We start from the raw sequence: 18,429 nt of genomic DNA, 5'->3' as shown, positions 1-18,429 counted from the left end.
GGAAGTCCGTGCGGGCGGGAGATCAGCTTCTGCGCCGCTCGATCTCCGCCACCAGCTGCGGCAGCACCTGGAAGAGGTCCCCGACGACGCCGTGGTCGGCGAGCTCGAAGAGGGGAGCGTCGGCGTCCTTGTTGACCACGACGACGGTCTTGGACGTCTGCATGCCCGCCCGGTGCTGGATCGCACCGGAGATGCCGGCGGCCAGGTAGAGCTGCGGCGAGACCTGGGTACCGGTCTGGCCGACCTGGTGACTGTGGGGATACCAGCCCGCGTCCACGGCGGCCCGGGAGGCTCCGACGGCCGCGCCCAGGGCGTCGGCGACCCGCTCGATCACGGCGAAGTCGCCGTTCACGCCCCGGCCGCCGGAGACCACGATGTCGGCCTCGGTCAGCTCGGGACGGTCGCCGCGCTCCCTCGGTGCGCGGGACAGGACCCGGACCGCGGCGGAGGCCGGGCCGAACTCGATGTCCTGCTTCTCCACCTCTGGGGTGACCGGGGCCGGTTCGGGTGCGGCGGCGTTCGGCTTGACCGTGATGACCGGGACGCCTTGGGTGACGTGCGCCGTGACCTGGTGGGTTGCCGCGAACACCGACTGTTCGGTCACCGGGCCGTCCGGTCCGGCGGTGATGTCGACGGCGTCGGTGATGAGCCCGGAGCCGAGTCTGAGCGCGACCCGCGCGGCGGTCTCCCCGCCGTCCGGACCGGACGGCAGCAGGATCGCCGCCGGGCCGGTGCGCGCCGCGATTTGGGTGAGGGCGTCGACCGCCGGGGTGACGAGGTACTCGTCGACCTCGGGGGCGGCCACCACGTAGACCTTGTGGGCGCCGTACCGGCCGAGGATCTCGGTCGCGGCGTCCGCACCCGCGCCCAGGAACACGGCCGAGGGCTCACCCAACCGGCGTGCCAGGGTGAGGAGTTCGAGGGTCGTTTTGCGTACGGCGCCGTCGCTGTGGTCGACGAGGACGAGGATCTCGGCCATGGTGCCGCACTCCTTTCGAGGTCGGGTCGGGGAGAGGCGAGGGGAGACGGGGGAGACGGGGAAGAGTCCGGCGAGGTGATGGGGAGGGCCGGGAATGGCTCAGTAGTGGGGCAGGGGTGGCTCTGGAGCAGGTCAGGAGCGGCCCCCGGAATGGGTCAGACGAACTTCTTCGCGGTCAGGAACGCGGCCAGTCCGACACCGCCGGCTCCTTCGTCGACGGCGATCTCGCCCTTGGTGCGCGGTGGACGCCGGGTCGCGGTGTCGACGGTCGTCCGGGCGGCGCCTCGCCCGACCTGCCCGGCGTCGAGCCCGAGGTCGGCGAGGCCGAGGGTCTCCAGCGGCTTCTTCTTCGCGGCCATGATCCCCTTGAAGGACGGGTAGCGGGCGTCCCCGGAACGGTCGGTCACCGACACCACGGCGGGCAGCGTGCCCTGGACGCGCACGGTCGCCGTGTCGCCCTCGCGGCGACCGGTCACCCTGCCGTCCTCGACGGTCAGCTCCTCGACATGGGTGATGGCGGGGACACCGAGCCGCTCGGCCAGCAGCGCCGGTACGACACCCATGGTGCCGTCCGTCGAGGCCATCCCGCAGAGCACGAGATCGAAGCCGTGCCGCTCGACGGCCCTGGCCAGGACGAGCGACGTACCGAAGGCGTCGCTGCCCTCGATGTCGTCGTCGCTCACATGGATCGCCGAGTCGCCGCCCATGGCCAGCGCCTTGCGCAGCGCGTCGCGGGCGTCGTCGGGCCCCACCGTCAGGTAGCTGATCTCGGCGTCGACGTCGTCCGACTCCGCGATCCGCAGGGCCTGTTCGACGGCGTACTCGTCGAGTTCGGACAGGAGCGAGTCGACCGACGCGCGATCGGTGGTGCCGTCCTCGGTGAAGGTGCGGTCCGCCGCGGCGTCGGGCACGTGCTTCACGCAGACAACGATCTTCACGGCACCCTCCAGCAGGTTGAATGAGTGTTAATAGTTAACTATATGGACGGGCGAAGCGCGAGGCCCCGCTGTGAATCCGTCGAATTGGTTGACTGATTGCGCTGATAGCTGGAAGATCTGGGCACTGAGCCGCGAGGAGGCGCCATGGTCGGTGACAGGGACACCGCTGAGAGGTACTTCGAGCCCCAGGTGGAGACCATGCCCCGCGAGCAGCTGCGAGCGGAGCAGGAGAAACGGGTCCTGGAGCTTGTCGAGTACGCCTACACCAACTCGGCCTTCTACCGTGAACTCTGGGACGGGCACGGGGTCCGACCGCGCGACATCCGGTCCCTTGACGACTTCCGCGAACGCGTGCCGTTCATCACCAAGGACATGGTGCGCGCCTACCGGGCCCGTACCGGCGACCCCTTCGGCGGTCTGCTGTGTGTGCCGGTCGAGGAGCTGACCTCGGTCTCCTCCAGTTCGGGCACCACCGGCGACCCGGAGTTCTTCGCCGAGATCTGGCAGGACGCCCCGCCGCTGGTGACCGCGCAGGTACGGGATCTGTGGGAGCTGGGCCTGCGGCCCGGCGACCGGGTCCTGAGTCCGCCCGGCACCTTCCGCAACCTCATGGACCCCGGCTACCAGGCGCTGGGCGCCGTGGTGATCGAGGTCGACACCTGGATGGGGAAGATGCACGAGGTCGTCGAGGCCCTGCGCACCTACCGGCCGGCCTATCTGCAGATGATGTATCCGCAGATGGTGGAGCTGGAGCACCTCGCGGAGAAGACGGACCTCAAGGAGGCGTTCTCCTCCCTCAAAGGCGCCTCCTGCGCCGGTCAGCCCCTCAGCCGGAAGATGCGCGAGCGGATCCGCGACGACTGGGGCATCGACGTCTACGAGTACACCAGCGCCGCCGACACCGGCACGGCCTGGGAGTGCCGTGAGCACGACGGCTTCCACCTCTGGGAGGACACCGTCTTCGCGGAGTGCGTGGAGATCGGCGCGGACGGCTGGCGCGACGTCCCCGAGGGCGACCTCGGCGAACTGGTCGCCACCGACCTGGACAACCGGGCCGCGCCGCTGATCCGCTACCGCAGCGAGGACCTGGTCCGGCTGTCCGGCGAGACCTGCGGCTGCGGCCGTACGCACGCCCGGATGTGGGTGGCCGGACGAAGCGGCGACGAGACGCTCGTCCAGGGGCGTTCGGTGGTGCTGCGGGACATCTGGCAGGCCGTGGAGGAACAGCCGGAGACGGTGGCCGGAGTGTTCCAGATCGTCAGGAACGGCCGCGAGGTGGACGAACTGCGGCTGCGCGTCGGCTACGACCCCGCACTCACCGGCGACGTCGACGCCCTGGCCGGCCGGCTGGGCGAGGCCGTGCGGACCCGGACCGGGGTCGAGCCGGTGCTCGACCTGCGCACCGAGGAGGACCTGTTGAAGACCATGACCAGCGTCGCCAAGTTCCCCCGGGTGGTGAAGAACTGATGGCCCGCGCCGACACCCTCGCCCGGGCCAGGACGCTCGACCGCCCGGACCTCGCCTACCTCGTACGCTTCCCCGCCGCCGACGGCGCCGGGGAGACCGAACTGACCTGGGCCGAACTCGCCCGGGACACCGACTGGGTCGCCGCACGTCTGCGCGAGCACGGCCTCACCGCCGGGCAGCGGGCGCTGCTGACCATGTCCGGCTTCGAGGGCTTCTGGGGACACGCGGCGATCGGCGCCCTGCGCTCACTGAAGGTGACGTACGGGATCGCGGAGGCGATGGGCTGGGACCACCGGCGTACCTCGGTCTTCCACCGCGAACTGCGGCCGCACGCGGTGATCGGACTGTCCGCCGAGACCCTGGAGGGCCTTTCCGGAGCCGCCGACCTCGGCGAGCTGTTCCGGCCGACGGCCGTCGTCCTGGCCAGGCCCGCCGCCGTACCGATGCTGCGCGCGGTGGGCGTGCCCGCCTGTCTGTTCTCGCCGCTCGGACCGGCGCTCGCCCTGGAGTGTCCCGAGCGCGCCGGCGCGCACGTCAACGCCGCCGAGTGGCGGATCGGCGAGCGGGACGGGGAGTTGTCCGTGGCGGCGGGGGAGCAGCGGGCCTCGCCGCTCGCCGAGACACCGCTGGGTGTCGCGGGTCGCGTCGTCGCCGGCCGGTGCGCCTGCGGCAGCGACGACCCGAGGGTCCTGTTCGGCGAGGCCGATCAGCTTTCATGAGCGAGGAGTCGAGGATGTCCGAAGGAGTGGTCGACGGCCGTGTCGTGGTCGTCACCGGTGCAGGCAACGGCATCGGCCGGGCACACGCCCTGGCCTTCGCCGCGCACGGCGCGAAGGTCGTGGTCAACGACCTCGGCGGCGGGCGGGACGGCGGGGGTGGCTCGGCCGGGCCCGCCCAGGCGGTGGTGGACGAGATCGTCGAGGCGGGCGGCGAGGCCGTCGCCAACACGGACGACATCTCCACCTGGGACGGCGCCGGCAGCCTCGTCAGCCAGGCCGTCGACACCTACGGCGGGCTGGACGTACTGGTCAACAACGCCGGCATCCTGCGCGACCGGATGATCGTGTCGATGACCGAGCGGGACTGGGACGGCGTCGTCGCCGTCCACCTCAAGGGCAGCTTCGCCACCCTGCACCACGCGGCGGCGTACTGGCGCGAGCGCGCCAAGGCCGGTCACGCCAACGACGCCCGGGTGATCAACACGACGTCCCCGTCCGGCATCTTCGGCAACCCGGGACAGTCCAACTACGGTTCCGCCAAGGCCGGGATCGCGAGCCTCACCGTCATCGCGGCGGCCGAACTCGCCCGCTACGGCGTGACGGTGAACGCCATCGCGCCCACCGCGCTCACCCGGCTGACCGAGGACATCGAGATGATGCGGCGGGCCGCACAGAACCAGGACCTCACGCCGGAGGCCATCTCACCCCTCGTGGTGTGGCTGGGCTCGGCGGCGTCACGCGAGGTCACCGGCCGGGTCTTCGGGGTCGTCGGCAACCGGATCACCGTACTGGAGGGCTGGGTCAACGGTCCCGGCGCGAGCGCGGACACCCGGTGGACACCGGAGGAACTGACCTCCGTCGTCCCGAACCTGGTGGCCAAGGCGGCACCGAACGCCGACGCCCTCGGCAACCGGAACGGGGCGTGAGATGACGAAGTCGACGACAACGGACGTCCCGACGGCCCAACGGCCCGTCGCCGAGGGGCTGTTCACCTGGCCGCCCGCCGGGGACCGGCCCACCCGACTGATCGGCTCCGAGTGCGCGGACTGCGGCCTGGTGAGCTTTCCGGCCGCCCCGGACTGCGTACGGTGCGCGAGCACGGAGTCGAAGGAACGGCTGCTCGCGGATCGCGGGACGCTGTGGACGTACACCACCCAGGACTTCCGCCCGCCGTCCCCGCCGTACGACGGCCCCGAGGCCTTCGAGCCCTACGCGGTCGGCTACGTCGAACTCCCCGGCGAATTGCTGGTGGAGGCCCGGCTCACCGAACCGGACCCGCGCAGGCTGCGCATCGGCCAGGCCATGCAGCTGACGCTGGTGCCCTACACCGTGGATGACGACGGCACCGAGGTGGTCACGTTCGCGTTCGCGCCGGCCGAGGAACCCGTCGAGTCGCAGGAGGCGACAGCATGACCGAAGCCGTCATCATCGGCGTGGGACTCCACCCCTTCGGGCGGTTCCCCGGGAAGCCGGCACTGGACATGGGCGCGGACGCGGTGCGGCTCGCACTCGCCGACGCCGGAGTGAAGTGGCCGCAGATCCAGGGCGGTTACATCGGCAGTTACGAGGTCGCCAACCCGGACGCGATCGTGGGGCGGCTCGGCCTGACCGGGATCCCGCTGCGCGGGGTCTTCAACGGCTGCGCCACCGCCGGCACGGCCGTCGCACTCGCCGCCCGGGCCATCGAGACCGGCGAGCACGACCTCACCATCGCGATCGGTCTGGACAAACACCCGCGCGGCGCCTTCGCGGCCGATCCGTCCGTGGCGGGCATCCCCGCCTGGTACGGGCAGACCGGGCTGTTCCTCACCACCCACTTCTTCGGCATGAAGATCAACCGCTATATGCACGAGCACGGCATCTCCCCCGAGACGCTCGCCCGGGTGGCCTCGAAGAACTTCGGCAACGCGGCGGCGAACGAGAAGGCCTGGCGTCGGACTCCCCTCACACCGGAGGAGGTTCTGGCATCCCCGGTCCTCAACTACCCTCTGCGGCAGTTCATGTACTGCGGGCCGAACGAAGGCGCCGCCGCCCTGGTGCTGTGCCGCGCCGACCAGGCACACAAGTACGCCGCCAAGCCCGTCCGCGTCCGCTCCACCGCCCTGCGCAGCCGCAGGCTCGGCGCCTTCGAGGTGCAGAGCCCGTCGTTCCCGGTCGGCGAGGTCGTCGAGAGCCCGACCGTGGACGCCTCGCGGGCCGCCTACGAGCTGGCCGGCATCGGACCGGAGGACGTCGACGTCGCCCAGCTCCAGGACACCGACGCCGGTTCCGAGATCATCCACATGGCGGAGAACGGGCTCTGCAAGGACGGCGAGCAGGAACGCCTCATCGCCGAGGGCGCCACGGAGATCGGCGGCCGGCTCCCGGTCAACACCGACGGCGGACTGCTCGGCAACGGAGAACCCATCGGCGCGTCCGGGCTGCGCCAGATCCACGAGATCGTCCTCCAACTGCGCGGCACGGCCGGGGCCCGGCAGATCCCCGGCACGCCCCGCGTCGGCTACACCCACCTGTACGGCGCGCCGGGCGCGTCGGCGGTGACGATCCTCTCCACCTGACAGCGGAGCCAACGCGATGCAACCCCCTGACACGCACGACACGCCCGACACGCAGGACATGCGGGACCTACAGGCCTTCGCCGCCGAAGCGCGCCGCTTCCTCGACGCGCGGGCGGTGAAGGCCCCCGACCGCGCCGCCGTCGCCTGGGGTGAGGGCGACGACTCGATGGCGTACTTCAGCAGCCTCCCGCCCGACGAGGAGGCCGAGCAGGTGCGGCTGGCGCGCGAGTGGCAGCGGACCCGCTACGAGAACGGTTTCGGCTGGATCACCGGCCCGCCCGAGTACGGCGGCCGGGGTCTGACCCCCGTCCACGACCTGCTCTACGACGCCGTCGAGTCCGAGTACGCCGTCCCCGACACCGGCGTGCTCGGCGTCGTCGGCCTCGGCATGATCGGGCCGACGATCCTTGCCCACGCCCAACCCCACATCAGGGAACGCTGGTTGCCCGCGATGTACCGCGGGGACGCCATCGCCTGCCAGCTGTTCAGCGAACCCGGCGCCGGATCCGACCTGGCGAGTGTGGCGACCCGGGCCGTCCGCGAGGGCGACACCTGGGTGCTCAACGGACAGAAGGTGTGGACGTCCGTCGCCCAGCACAGCGAGATAGGCGTCGCGCTGACCCGCACCGACCCCGACGCGCCCAAACACCGGGGGATCACCGCCTTCCTCGTCCCCATGGACGCTCCCGGCGTCGACGTGCGGCCACTGCGGCAGATGACCGGCGGCGCCGACTTCAACGAGGTCTTCCTCACCGACGTACGCATCCCCGACGACCACCGCCTCGGTGAGGTCGACGGCGGCTGGACGGTCGCCCTGACCACCCTGATGAACGAGCGCAACACCGTCGGCAGCGAGGGCGCGGGACCGGTGGCGGCCGCCCTGTCCCCGGAACGCCTCTCGGCGCTCATGCGCGCGACCTGGACCTGGGACGACCGGGCCCTGCGCGGACGCCTCGCCGAGCTCCTCGTGGACGCCATGGCCACCGGCTACCTCAACGACCGCGCCCAGCGCACCCTGCGGGCGGGAATCGCCCCCGGACCCGAGAGGTCCGTCTCCAAGCTGATGTACGGCCAGAACCTCACCCGTGCCGCGCACTTCGTCTCCGACTGCCTCGGCCCGCGGATCATCGCCGACACCGGACGGTGGGGCACCTACGCCTGGTCGGAACTCCTGCTCGCCACACCGGCGTTGCGCATCCTCGGCGGCACCGAGGAGATCATGAAGAACATCCTCGCGGAGCGCGTCCTCGGCCTGCCCAAGGAACCCGTGACCCCCCGCGCCGCTGCCAAGGAGGTGCGGTCGTGACCGCCGACGAGAGCGAGTTGCGGCAACTCCGCGCGTCCGTAAGGGAGTTCCTGGACGCCAAGTCGCCCGAGGAGGCCGTGCGCAAGCTCATGGAGAGCGATCCGCGCTTCGACCCCGACGTGTGGGCGCAGGCTGCCGACCAGCTGAGGCTGCCGGGCCTGGTGATCCCGGAGGAGTACGGCGGGGACGGCTTCGGGGCGGTCGAACTCGGCGTCGTCATGGAGGAGATGGGCCGCGCCCTGCTGTGCGCCCCCTTCTTCTCCACGGTCGTGCTCGCCGCCCAGGCCCTCCTGGCCTCGGGGGACAGTGAGGCCTGCGCACGCCATCTGCCCGGCATCGCGGCCGGGCGGACCACGGCCACCCTCGCCGTCGCCGAAGAGGACGGCTCCTGGGACCCCGCCCTGATCTCCGCGCGCGCCGTTCCGGACGGCGACGGCGGCTGGACGCTGACCGGCCGCAAGTGCTTCGTCATCGACGGCACGACAGCCGACCTGGTTCTCGTCGTCGCCCGCACCGTCGCCGGTCCCTCGTTCTTCGCGGTGGACCGGACGGCCCCGGGCGTGACGGCCATGGCGATGGAGACCCTGGACGCCACCCGGGCGATGGCCCGGCTGACCTTCGACACCGTGTCCGCCACGCCCGTCGGCGTCGAGGGCGCGGGCGGGCGCATCATGGCCAGGGTCCTGGACACGGCCTCGGTCGGCCTGGCCGCCGAACAGGCGGGCGGGGCACGCAGGTGCCTGGAGATGAGCGCCGAGTACGCCCGTACCCGCCATCAGTTCGGCCGGCCGATCGGTTCCTTCCAGGCCGTCAAGCACAAGTGCGCAGACATGCTCGTCCAGGTCGAACTGGCGGAGGCCTCCGCCAGGGAAGCGGCACGACTGGCCGCCGAGGGAGCCCCGGACTTCCCGGTCGCCGCGGCCGTGGCCCACGCGTGCTGCTCACGGGCGTACATGTTCGCGGCGATGGAGAACATCCAGGTCCACGGTGGCATCGGCTTCACCTGGGAACACCCGGCCCATCTGTACTTCCGCCGCGCCAAGTCCTCGCAACTGCTGTTCGGGGGACCGGCCGTCTACCACGAGCGACTGCTGGACCGGCTCGGGATCTGAGCTGGTCCTACCGCTTCAGGATGTCCGGCGGGAGGCGTTCGCGGTGGCGTCACCCACGACAGTGGACCTCACGCTGACGGCCGAACACCGGCGCGGGCTCGGCGGGGAATTGGGCGAATACTTTGTCGATGTCGGCAAAGTATTCAGGGTCGCGCTCAGGTTCGCAGGCGGGCTTCAGGTCGGTAGGTCGTGATTGAGGAGTGAATGTCGACAGCTGACTCGTTTGCAATTCCCCTGTGGGCCGCCAGCCTGGAATCCGGAGCATCAGCAGGACAGACAGGGGAAGCGCCGTCGGGAGTGGTTGCGTTGGGCTGTTGCCTAGTGGCGTCTGCGCGAGATGGACCAGGGCGAGCGAGTGTCATCTTTTTCCGGCAGCACTGCCGAGCCGGTCGAGGCGGTTGTCGAGGATGAACGTGGCCGGCGCGGTGCGTCGCAGCGTGAGCGGCCCCAGTCATCGCGAGGCGAATGCTGAGCTACAGTCACAAGGTCGCGAAAAACGATGTTCCGCGCGTCTACCCGCCGGACATCGCTCGTACATCGATGCAGATGGTTCTGATCGGTGAGCGTCTCCTTGCCGAGATCGGGCATCCCGTCCGCTTTTGGCGCTGACCATCGCCGACGCGTGTCGGCGCAACAGAGGAGCGCAGCATGCAGAAGACCATCGCCATTGTCGGAGCAGGACTGGGTGGGCTGACGCTCGCCCGGGTGCTTCAGGCTCACGGCGTCGCCGCGACGATCTACGAGGGTGAGGCTTCGGCGAAGACCCGTGCGCAAGGCAGTCTGCTCGACATTCTCGCAGAAACCGGACAGGTCGCGCTTCGCGCAGCCGGTCTGTACGACGAGTTCCTCACCCTGGTCCGCCCGGGCGAGGACGCCAAGCGTGTGGTCGACCGCCATGGCAAGATCCTGTTCGACATGCCTGCGGACCCCGGTTCGGCCCGTCCAGAGGTGGATCGTGGCGAACTCAGGCACCTGCTCATCGACTCGCTGACGCCTGGGACGATCAGGTGGGGTCACAAGCTCGCCTCGATCCGGCACCGTGGGGAGGGCGGCTACGACCTCGCCTTCGCGGAAGGTTCCGCCACGCGCGCCGACATCGTCATCGGCGCGGACGGTTCCTGGTCGAAGGTGCGTCCGCTGCTCACCGCCGCCAAGCCTCTCTACAGCGGAACCTGCTTCGTCGAGATCGCCCTCGCCACGGGCGGCCAGGACTGCAGGGCGAGCGTGGCCGCGATCGGCAGCGGCACGCTGATGGCGGTCGCGCCGGGCAAAGGCATCATCGCCCATCGCTACGCCGACGGGCACGTGCGCGGATACGTGGCGCTGAACAAGCCCGAGGGGTGGATGAGGTCGATCGACTTCGGCGACCCGTCCGCGGGCCTGCGTCAACTTGCCGACGAGTTCGATGGCTGGTCACCGCTGCTTACCGCCTTCGTGACACAGAGCGACGCGGACCCGTGGCTCAGACCCATATACGCCCTGCCCGTCGGGCTCACATGGGACAGGGTGCCCGGCGTGACGCTCGTCGGCGACGCCGCGCATCTGATGTCGCCCTTCGCCGGCGAGGGTGCGAACCTCGCCATGTACGACGGCGCTGACCTGGCGAGCAAGCTGGTTGCGCAACCCGACATCGAGGTTGCGCTCACCGCCTACGAAGAGCGGCTGTTCCTGCGTAGTAGCGACGCCGCCGACCGCTCGGCGAAGAACCTGGAGATCTTCTTCGGCCGGGAAGCACCGCAGAGCGTAGTCACGCTATTCGATCACTCCTGACACCTCGGTCCGGTTTCGCGATCTTGCCGCGGACCCGGCGGGGAACGGGCACGGCCATCGCCTGATCATCGGGGGTTGTGTGGACTCTGAAGATCGTGCGGTGGCCGCTGGCCATAGCGGGGACGGTCGTTTACCGGCGGCCTGGCTACGGGACCGGATGACGTGAGTAATCAAGCCGCGTTGACAGACCACTACGCATCGGCCAGGAAAGGGGAGCCGCTGCGGCTCTCAGAGGCCGGCTGGGTGGCTGGAAAGCCAGTCTGTGTGTTGGTCACGCACACGGTCACGCTCTGCAGGCGTGGCAAGGACGATGTCTGCGCCGCCGTCGTAAGGATGGTGGATGCGCTGCAGTTCCGTGTCCGCAACGAAGACTTCGACGAGTGCCTCGTCCGCGACCGCTCGCAACAGCCCGTCGAGGCACCCACGGTTCCACCGACGGCGGTCGGCGTACAGACGTTTGTGGGTGTGGAACCCCGGGTCGGAGTCGTCCGGCTCCGACTCCGTCCACCAGCGGATGCCGTCGGGGTGCAGTCTCTGTTGTGGTGTCGGGTAGCCCGCGGGCCCGGTCGGTGTGTTCGACCAGTCCATGGTCACCATTCACACGTCCGTGCCCGCGAACAACTCGTCGAGGATCGTGTTGTACCGGTCCAGCACGATCGCGTACTCGTCCTCGGACTCCGCGTAGCGCTTCGAGTCGGGAAGGCTGTGGAAGCGCACCCAGCGATGCGCGTACCTGGTGCGAAACGTGTGAGCGACGGGAGGGCCCGACGGATGGCGTTTGGTGGTAGCCGTCGGTGAGGGGCCCTGTGCCGTCAGTCGAACGCCACGACCAGGCGAACGCCGTCATCGCCGAAGCGCCCTGCCAGAGCCTTCATCACGGCGAAGACATGCGGCCAGTGAGTTTCGGGACCCAGGACGGCGCCGACGGTCAACGGTTCGTATGTGCACATCACTTCGTCGGTCGTCCAGTCCACACGTCCCGCAGCACTGTGCAGGTCCGCGGGCGGCATGCCCACCGCCGACAGGGCTTCCGACGGCCATGAATCGGATACGAGCTGTTGATGCAGTATCGATGGCAGCGATTTCGTGTGCCAGGTCAGCCGGCCGACGAAGTGGTCAGGCGGGGTCGCGGGACCCATCGCAGCAAGTTCTGCCCAGGTGACCCAACTCGCGCCGTACAGCTCGCCCGCTTCAACCCAGGCGCCCAACTGCGAGCGCATCCCGCTCGACAGATCGATGGGAAGACCGCGGTCTGGTGCAAGCGGTTGAAAGCCCGCATAGTTGCGCACGCCGAAGAGACAGCCGAAGGCCGCGTAGTCGGTCTCGTCATACAGGGGCCAAAGATCCATGGCGGTCACCCACGGCTCGCCGTCGTAGTAGTCGGTGTCGACGCCGGGATGACGAAACTCGATGCCGCCATATATGTCCGTGCTCACAGCGCCGCAGCGTAGCAGCGCTGTGAGCACGGACGCGCGCCAACATTGGCCGGTCAGCCGGTTCGACTCATAAGGTCTATGAGCGCGGCTTGACATGGATCAAGCCCTCCTTCCTCTGGATGATGTACCGCGGCGGATGGGGCTCCAAGGACGGCCAGGAAACTGTCGTCGCCATCGAGATCACCCGTGAAGGCTTCGAACGGGCCCTGGAACATGCCTGCCTGGCCCACTGTGAGCACGGGCTGCATCCTGACCGCGCGACCTGGAAACGCCAGTTGCAGCGGTCTCCGGCTCGGGTTCAGTGAGACCCGGAACGTGACCTGCACCTGCAGCCGCTTCCTCACCACTCGCTGCAGTTCTGTCTCACAGGAGAAGCCGCACACCGCTACGCGGACCAGTGGACGGCCTCCACCTCCGACGCCCTGAGCGTTCGGTGGATGCGATGCCCTTGCGGGCGTTGCGCACTCCGATCCGCTTGCCGCGCAGCCATTTCCGCAGATTCGCCCGGTCGTACGCGAACGCGTGCTGGGACCGGGGCTGCGCCACCCGGCCGTCCTGGCCCTGCTTCCAGGCGGTCGGTTCGCCGGCAGCACGGTCTCAGCCCCCGCCGAGGAGCTCGTTGAGGTCATGGCCGACGCTGCCCCACGCGCCCTCACATCCGCTGAACTGCGAAAACCAGGGGGATGACGAATCCCCGGAGCCTTTGCCTTGTGTATCACTCAGCCGCGCGCCGCCTCGCCCAGCAGCGCCTTCGCGATGATGACCTGCTGGACCTGGCTGGTGCCCTCGTAGATACGGAACAGCCGGGCGTCGCGGTAGAAGCGCTCGACGGCGACCCCGCGCATGTAGCCCGCCCCGCCGTGGACCTGGACCGCGCGGTCCGCGACCCGCCAGACCATCTCGCTGGCGAAGTACTTCGTACAGGACGGGCCGATCTTGGTGTCGGTCCCGGCATCGAAGGCGCGGGCGGCCTCCAGGACCGTGGCGCGGCCGGCGTAGTAGTCGGTCTGCGAGTCGGCGATCAGGCCCTGCACAAGCTGGAAGGAGCCGATGAGCTTCCCGGACTGCTTGCGGGTGCTCGCGTACGCGACCGACTCGTCCACCAGCCGCTCGGCCATGCCGACCATCAGCGCCGAGATGTGGACGCGTCCGTGCGCGATGCAGCCCATCGCCGTGGAGAAGCCCCGGTTGAGCCCGGCCTCACCACCGACCAACGCGGCGGCCGGGACGCGTACGTCGTCGAAGTACACGTCCGCCGTCCAGGCGCCGAACTGGCCCATCTTGTGGTCCCGGGGGGCCACGGTCAGGCCGGGAGTGCCGGCCGGGACCAGGAAGGTGGAGATGCCCCGGGTGCGCGGGGCGTCGGGGTCGGTGCGGGCGAAGACCATGAAGACATCGGCGAGCGGGGCGTTGGTGATGTACCGCTTCGCGCCGTTGATCACCCACGTGTCGCCGTCCTGGCGGGCATGTGTGGTGAGGGTCGAGGGGTCGGAGCCGGCCTCGGGTTCGGTGAGCGCGAACGACGCCAGGACGTCACCCGAGGCGATCCTCGGCAGCCACTCGGCCTTCTGCTCCTCCGTGCCGCCGACCATCAGGACATGCCCCGCGATGCCGTTGTTCGTCCCGAACATGGAGCGCAACGACGGGGTCGTGTACCCGAGTTCGAACATCAGCTGGGCCTCTTCGTACATCGACAGCCCCAGCCCGCCGTACTCCTCGGGCAGCGCGAAGCCGAACAGTCCCATCTTCTTCGCCGCCTCGCGGATGTCCGCCGGCATCTCGTCCTTCTCGTCGATCTCCGCCTCGAGCGGCACGACACGGTCCCGGACGAAACGCCGGACCTCGGACAGCACCGCGCTGAAGTCAGCCGCGTCCATGTCGACTCTCCTTTGTTGCCCTCATCGGTCTCATTGATCTGTCTCGTCCGGCTCGCGCTCCGGCCGGTAGCACAGCGCCAGCAGTGCCGCCGCGCTCGCCGTGCCGAGTCCCGCCGCCAGCAACGCGGGCCCCACGCCGGCGCGTTGGCGTCCCAGCAGCCCGTCGAGCGAGTAACGGCCGTGGCCCGTCGCTGCCAGGGCGACGGCGGCTCCGCCCACCACACCGGCGTACTCCCAGCCGCCCTTGAACACGAAGAAGCCCTTGCCGCGGTGGTCGGTCCGCGCGGCCACGGTCATCAGGCCGACGGCCGCCGCCGCGGGGAGGGGGCCCGCGGCGCCGAGCGCGATGCCGACGCCCGCCGCCATCTCGGTGCCCGCCGCCATACGGGCGTGCACCTCGGCCGGCCGGAGACCGAGCGCCTCGAACCAGCCCGTGGTGCCCTTGAGCCCGCCCGGTCCGGCGACCTTGTTCCAGCCGTGCGCGAAGAGCATCGGGCCGAGGGTCGCGCGCAGCACGAGGGCGGCGGCGTCGTGGCCCTTCACTGGCCGACCCCCGTCGCTCGGCCGGCAGGCACGGCGCCGTACAACTGCGGTACCGCGTCGACGAGTTCGTCATAGGTGAGGGCCTGCCCCGACTGGCTCGGGTGGACGGCGGCGACTGTCCAGCCCTGCAGCCGGTTCAGCCGGTTGCCCTCGATGCGCAGGACCTGGCCGGTCAGCCAGGCCGCGCTGTCGGAGGCCAGGTAGACGACAACTCCGGAGGCGTTGGCGGGATCGCGCGGGTCGAAGCCCTCGACGGCCTGGAGGGACTCGCCGACGGCCAGCCCGTCCGTCATCCGTGTCGCGGCGATCGGTGAGATGGCGTTCGCGGTGACACCGTACTTGCGCATCTCCAGGGCGGTGAGAACGGTGAGTCCGGCTATTCCGGCCTTCGCCGCCCCGTAGTTGGACTGGCCCTGGTTGCCGAACAGGCCGGTCCCGGATGTCGTGTTGATGACGCGGCCGGCGACCCGCTCACCCTGTTTCGACGCCTCACGCCAGTACGCGCACGCATGCCGGGTGAGCGCGAAAGTTCCCTTCAGGTGCACCGCGATGACGGAGTCGAACTCGGCCTCGGTCATCGAGAACAGCATGCGGTCACGCACGATGCCGGCGTTGTTGACGATGACGTCCAGCCGGCCGAACTCCGCGACCGTGTCGGCGACCATCGCCTCGGTCGCCGCCCAGTCCGTCACCGAGGAGTGGTTGGCGATCGCCCGGCCGCCGAGCTTGGTGATCTCGGCAACGACCTCGTCGGCGGGGGAGTCACCGGTCTGCTCGCCGTGTATGCCCGAGCCGAGGTCGTTCACGACCACGGTCGCGCCGGCCTCGGCCAGGGCCAGGCAGTGCGCCCGGCCGAGCCCCCTGCCACCGCCGGTCACGATGGCGACCTTGTCGTCGAGGATGCCCACGCCGTACCTCCAAGCAGATGTGTCAGGTCAGTTGAGTTCGCGGAGTACGTCGTCGGTGTGTTCGCCGAGCGTCGGCGCGCCGGTGCGTGGCTTGTCGTCCACGCCCCAGAAGCTCACCGGGGTGGCCACCGTCCGCAGCGGCGGCCCCTCGCCCATACCGGGCTGCTCGACGAACGCCCCCACGGCCTCCGCCTGTGGATCGGCGGACACTTCCGCCAGGGTCTGCACGGGCGCCCACCACACGCCCTCGGCATCGAACCGGGCCGCCCACTCGGCCAGCGGCAGCCGTCCGAACTCCTCGTCGAACACGGCGATCAGCTCGCGTACGTGGCCACGGCGGGCCCTGCCGGTCGCGAACCGCTCGTCCGCCTCCAGGTCCGGGCGGCCGAGCGCCTTGATCACGCCGGGCCAGTGCCGGTTGCCCTCCAGGCCCACCAGCCAGAACCAGCGGTCGTCGGCGGCCCGGTAGGAGTTGTAGAGCGGGGACTCGTGCTCGCTGCGGTGCCGGGTACGGCCACGCTTGCCGAAGAAGTTCTGCAGCGCGAGGTCGTTGCCGTTGGCGTACGTCCCGGACCGCAGCAGCGACACGTCCACCACGCCGCCCTCGCCGGTACGTTCGCGGCGCAGCAGCGCGGCCAGCACTCCCGCCACCAGGTTGGAGGCAGCCGTGCGGTCGCCAAGTCCCGGACGGATACCGGGCGGTGGCTCACCGGCCGGGTTGAGCATGCCGGCGATGCCTGGGCGAGCCCAGAAGGCGGAGACGTCGTACCCGGCCCGGTCACGTTCCTCTCCCGTCCAGCCGTAGCCCGTCAACGTGCCGACGACCAGGCGGGGATGGCGGACGCGCAGGTCGTCCGGGGCCAGCCCCAGCCGTTCCAGCGCGCCGGGGCGGAGGTTGGTGACGAACACGTCGGCGCGTTCCAGCAGCCGCTCCAGTACATCCTTGCCGTCCGGCGAGCGCAGGTCGAGGACGATTCCGCGCTTGCCGCGGTTGTCCGTCTCGAACGGCGGCTCGCTGTCGACGTCCTGGCCCACATGCTTGAGCGTGTACCGGTTCGGGTCGCCGGTCGGCGCCTCCACCTTGATCACGTCCGCGCCCCAGTCGGCCAGCATGGTCGCCGCGGCCGGAGCCGCCACCCACATGCCCAGCTCCACTACAAAAACGCCTTCCAAAGGCCGCACGGCCCACCTCCACAGCTGTCGGGGACGGTTCGCTACACGCCGCGGAACTCGCCCGGGCGGCGCTCCCGGAAGGCCTTGAGCCCCTCGGCCCGGTCCTCGGTCGAGAACAGCACGGTGACGGTCTCCCGCTCGTAGGCGATCGCCGTCTCCAGGTCCATGCCGAGCCCGTGGTCGATCAGCCGCTTGCCCGCGGCGAGCGCGAGCGGCGCCCCGGCGGCCAGGCCGACGGCCAGCTTCTCGGCGGCGGCGAGTGCTCCGCCGGGTTCGGCCAGTTCGTTGACCAGGCCGAGCTGCCAGGCGCGCTCCGCGTCGATCGGGTCGCCGGTCAGGATCATCTGCTTGGCGATCGCCGGTGGCAGCAGACGCGGGAGCCGCTGGGTGCCGCCCGCGCCCGGCAGGACGCCCAGCTTCATCTCGGGCAGCCCGAGGCGCGTACCGCGTTCCGCGACCCGCAGGTCGCAGGCGAGCGCCAGCTCCAGACCGCCGCCGAACGCGAACCCGTGGAGGGCGGCGACCGACGGCTTCGGGAAGTCTTCGAGGAGCGCGTACGCGTCCGTCAGGCGGCCCACGAACGCCCGGAACTGGCCGGGCGCGGTGCACGACTCGATCTCCCCGATGTCGGCGCCGGCCGAGAAGGCCCGGCCCGCTCCGGCCAGCACCACGGCGCGTACGTCGTCGTTGTCGCGGAGGTCGTGCAGGGCCCACGTGAGCCGTTCCACGGTCCCGGTGCCGAGGGCGTTCAGCCGTTCCGGCCGGTCCAGGGTCAACACGGCTATCTGGTCGCGGAGTTCGACACGCAACACGTCACTCACCTCACACCATCGTCAGGCCGCCGCTGACCGAGAGCGTCTGCCCAGTCACGTAGGCGGCGCTGTCGGAGGCGAGGAAGGCCACCATGTCGGCGATCTCGGTGGGCCGGGCGACGCGGCGCAGCGGGATGGCCCGCACGGTCGCGTCATACATCTTCTGGCTGTACTCGGCTACCTGCCCGAGCAGCGCCGTGTCGGTCGGCCCGGGGCAGACACTGTTCACGGTGATGCCGTACCGGGCGACCTCGCGGGCGAGGGCCTTGCCGAAGGCGATCACGCCGCCCTTCGTCGCGGAGTACACGACCTCGCCGGACGAGCCGACCCGGCCCGCGTCCGAGGCGATGTGGACGATCCGGCCGCCGCCGCGCTCGATCATCGCGTCGAGCACCGCCCGCGTCACCGTGATCGTCCCGCGCAGGTTGACGGCGATGATCCGGTCCCAGGTCTCCTCGTCGCTGTCGACGAACCGGCCGATGACGTCGACGGCCGCGTTGTTGACCAGCACGTCCACCGGACCGAGCTCGGTGCCCACCCGCTCCACCGCCGCGCGCACGGCAGCCCCGTCGGAGATGTCCGCGCCGACTCCGATCGCCCGCACCCCGTGCCGCTCGGCAAGCCCGGCCGCGACCTTCCCGGCGGCCTCCGCGTCCACGTCACAGACGGCGACCGAGGCTCCGGCGGCGGCCAGCGCGTCGGCGATCGCCTCGCCGATGCCCCGTCCCGCTCCGGTGACCAGCGCCACCTTGTCCCGTACGCTCACGCGTCCTCCCTCGCCCAGGTCCAGAAACAGCGCTATCGTATAACTACTTCAGCTGAATAAGCGAG

Annotated in this window: 18 protein-coding genes and 2 pseudogenes; 9 read left to right on the top strand and 11 right to left on the bottom strand. The window is 70.3% G+C overall.

Annotation, left to right across the window (positions count from 1 at the left end):
* Nucleotides 1-22: 22 nt before the first annotated feature.
* On the bottom strand, nt 23-979 hold the full coding sequence (locus OG241_RS01455) for an electron transfer flavoprotein subunit alpha/FixB family protein (RefSeq protein ID WP_405813051.1): 957 nt from the start codon (nt 977-979) through the stop codon (nt 23-25).
* A 155-nt stretch (nt 980-1,134) separates the two neighbouring features.
* Complete coding sequence (locus OG241_RS01450) at nt 1,135-1,899, bottom strand: electron transfer flavoprotein subunit beta/FixA family protein (RefSeq protein ID WP_405825991.1); 765 nt, start codon at nt 1,897-1,899, stop codon at nt 1,135-1,137.
* Nucleotides 1,900-2,061: 162 nt separating this feature from the next.
* Here OG241_RS01450 and OG241_RS01445 point away from each other — a divergent pair, with 162 nt between their 5' ends.
* From OG241_RS01445 to OG241_RS01410, 8 genes are all read left to right on the top strand, one after another.
* Nucleotides 2,062-3,384: a phenylacetate--CoA ligase family protein gene (locus tag OG241_RS01445; protein ID WP_405813049.1), complete on the top strand. Its 1,323-nt coding sequence runs from the start codon at nt 2,062-2,064 to the stop codon at nt 3,382-3,384.
* On the top strand, nt 3,384-4,103 hold the full coding sequence (locus OG241_RS01440) for a hypothetical protein (RefSeq protein WP_405813047.1): 720 nt from the start codon (nt 3,384-3,386) through the stop codon (nt 4,101-4,103). The genes OG241_RS01445 and OG241_RS01440 overlap by 1 nt, the downstream gene beginning before the upstream one ends.
* Before the next feature lie 14 nt (nt 4,104-4,117).
* Nucleotides 4,118-5,029 carry an SDR family oxidoreductase gene (locus tag OG241_RS01435; RefSeq protein WP_405813045.1) on the top strand — a complete coding sequence of 304 codons (912 nt, stop codon included), beginning with the start codon at nt 4,118-4,120 and terminating at the stop codon, nt 5,027-5,029.
* A gap of 1 nt (nt 5,030) precedes the next feature.
* Nucleotides 5,031-5,516: a Zn-ribbon domain-containing OB-fold protein gene (locus tag OG241_RS01430; protein WP_405813043.1), complete on the top strand. Its 486-nt coding sequence runs from the start codon at nt 5,031-5,033 to the stop codon at nt 5,514-5,516.
* On the top strand, nt 5,513-6,661 hold the full coding sequence (locus OG241_RS01425) for a thiolase family protein (protein ID WP_405813041.1): 1,149 nt from the start codon (nt 5,513-5,515) through the stop codon (nt 6,659-6,661). Before OG241_RS01430 ends, OG241_RS01425 begins: the two co-directional genes overlap by 4 nt.
* Before the next feature lie 16 nt (nt 6,662-6,677).
* On the top strand, nt 6,678-7,967 hold the full coding sequence (locus OG241_RS01420) for an acyl-CoA dehydrogenase family protein (protein ID WP_405813039.1): 1,290 nt from the start codon (nt 6,678-6,680) through the stop codon (nt 7,965-7,967).
* Entirely contained in the window at nt 7,964-9,079 is a 1,116-nt protein-coding gene (locus tag OG241_RS01415) for an acyl-CoA dehydrogenase family protein (protein ID WP_405813037.1), read from the top strand. Before OG241_RS01420 ends, OG241_RS01415 begins: the two co-directional genes overlap by 4 nt.
* Before the next feature lie 648 nt (nt 9,080-9,727).
* Nucleotides 9,728-10,849 (top strand): FAD-dependent oxidoreductase, encoded by a 1,122-nt coding sequence (locus tag OG241_RS01410; protein ID WP_405813035.1) that lies wholly within the window; start codon nt 9,728-9,730, stop codon nt 10,847-10,849.
* 228 nt (nt 10,850-11,077) lie between these two features.
* Here OG241_RS01410 and OG241_RS01405 read toward each other — a convergent pair whose 3' ends face one another.
* Both OG241_RS01405 and OG241_RS01400 read right to left on the bottom strand, forming a co-directional pair.
* Nucleotides 11,078-11,446 (bottom strand): hypothetical protein, encoded by a 369-nt coding sequence (locus tag OG241_RS01405; RefSeq protein WP_405813033.1) that lies wholly within the window; start codon nt 11,444-11,446, stop codon nt 11,078-11,080.
* Between the two features lie 215 nt (nt 11,447-11,661).
* Nucleotides 11,662-12,285 carry a hypothetical protein gene (locus OG241_RS01400; RefSeq protein WP_405813031.1) on the bottom strand — a complete coding sequence of 208 codons (624 nt, stop codon included), beginning with the start codon at nt 12,283-12,285 and terminating at the stop codon, nt 11,662-11,664.
* 44 nt (nt 12,286-12,329) lie between these two features.
* On the opposite strand from OG241_RS01400, the pseudogene OG241_RS01395 reads away from it, so the two are divergent.
* Nucleotides 12,330-12,704: pseudogene (locus tag OG241_RS01395) on the top strand (DUF4291 family protein); the annotation flags it as partial.
* Here the strand turns inward: OG241_RS01395 and OG241_RS01390 are convergent.
* The 7 genes and pseudogenes from OG241_RS01390 to OG241_RS01360 form a co-directional block, all read right to left on the bottom strand.
* Nucleotides 12,694-12,804, bottom strand: a pseudogene (locus tag OG241_RS01390) (IS5/IS1182 family transposase); the annotation flags it as partial. The pseudogenes OG241_RS01395 and OG241_RS01390 overlap by 11 nt on opposite strands.
* Nucleotides 12,805-13,004: 200 nt before the next feature.
* Nucleotides 13,005-14,162 carry an acyl-CoA dehydrogenase family protein gene (locus OG241_RS01385; RefSeq protein ID WP_405813029.1) on the bottom strand — a complete coding sequence of 386 codons (1,158 nt, stop codon included), beginning with the start codon at nt 14,160-14,162 and terminating at the stop codon, nt 13,005-13,007.
* Between the two features lie 30 nt (nt 14,163-14,192).
* The gene (locus OG241_RS01380; RefSeq protein WP_405813027.1) at nt 14,193-14,705 is read right to left on the bottom strand and encodes a DoxX family protein; all 513 of its coding nucleotides are present in this window, start codon (nt 14,703-14,705) and stop codon (nt 14,193-14,195) included.
* Nucleotides 14,702-15,613, bottom strand: coding sequence for an SDR family NAD(P)-dependent oxidoreductase (locus tag OG241_RS01375; RefSeq protein WP_405813025.1), 912 nt, complete (start codon nt 15,611-15,613; stop codon nt 14,702-14,704). Before OG241_RS01375 ends, OG241_RS01380 begins: the two co-directional genes overlap by 4 nt.
* 27 nt (nt 15,614-15,640) lie before the next feature.
* Entirely contained in the window at nt 15,641-16,795 is a 1,155-nt protein-coding gene (locus OG241_RS01370; protein WP_405813023.1) for a CaiB/BaiF CoA transferase family protein, read from the bottom strand.
* A gap of 32 nt (nt 16,796-16,827) precedes the next feature.
* Nucleotides 16,828-17,607, bottom strand: a complete 780-nt coding sequence (locus OG241_RS01365; RefSeq protein ID WP_405813021.1) for an enoyl-CoA hydratase/isomerase family protein — start codon at nt 17,605-17,607, stop codon at nt 16,828-16,830.
* A gap of 1 nt (nt 17,608) precedes the next feature.
* Nucleotides 17,609-18,364, bottom strand: coding sequence for an SDR family NAD(P)-dependent oxidoreductase (locus tag OG241_RS01360; RefSeq protein ID WP_405813019.1), 756 nt, complete (start codon nt 18,362-18,364; stop codon nt 17,609-17,611).
* Nucleotides 18,365-18,429 lie beyond the last annotated feature (65 nt).

Origin of the sequence: Streptomyces sp. NBC_01390 (assembly GCF_045040105.1) — a bacterium.
Lineage (GTDB): Bacteria > Actinomycetota > Actinomycetes > Streptomycetales > Streptomycetaceae > Streptomyces.
Note: the sequence above shows the minus strand (reverse complement) of the source record. Positions and strands in the feature narration are given on the sequence as shown.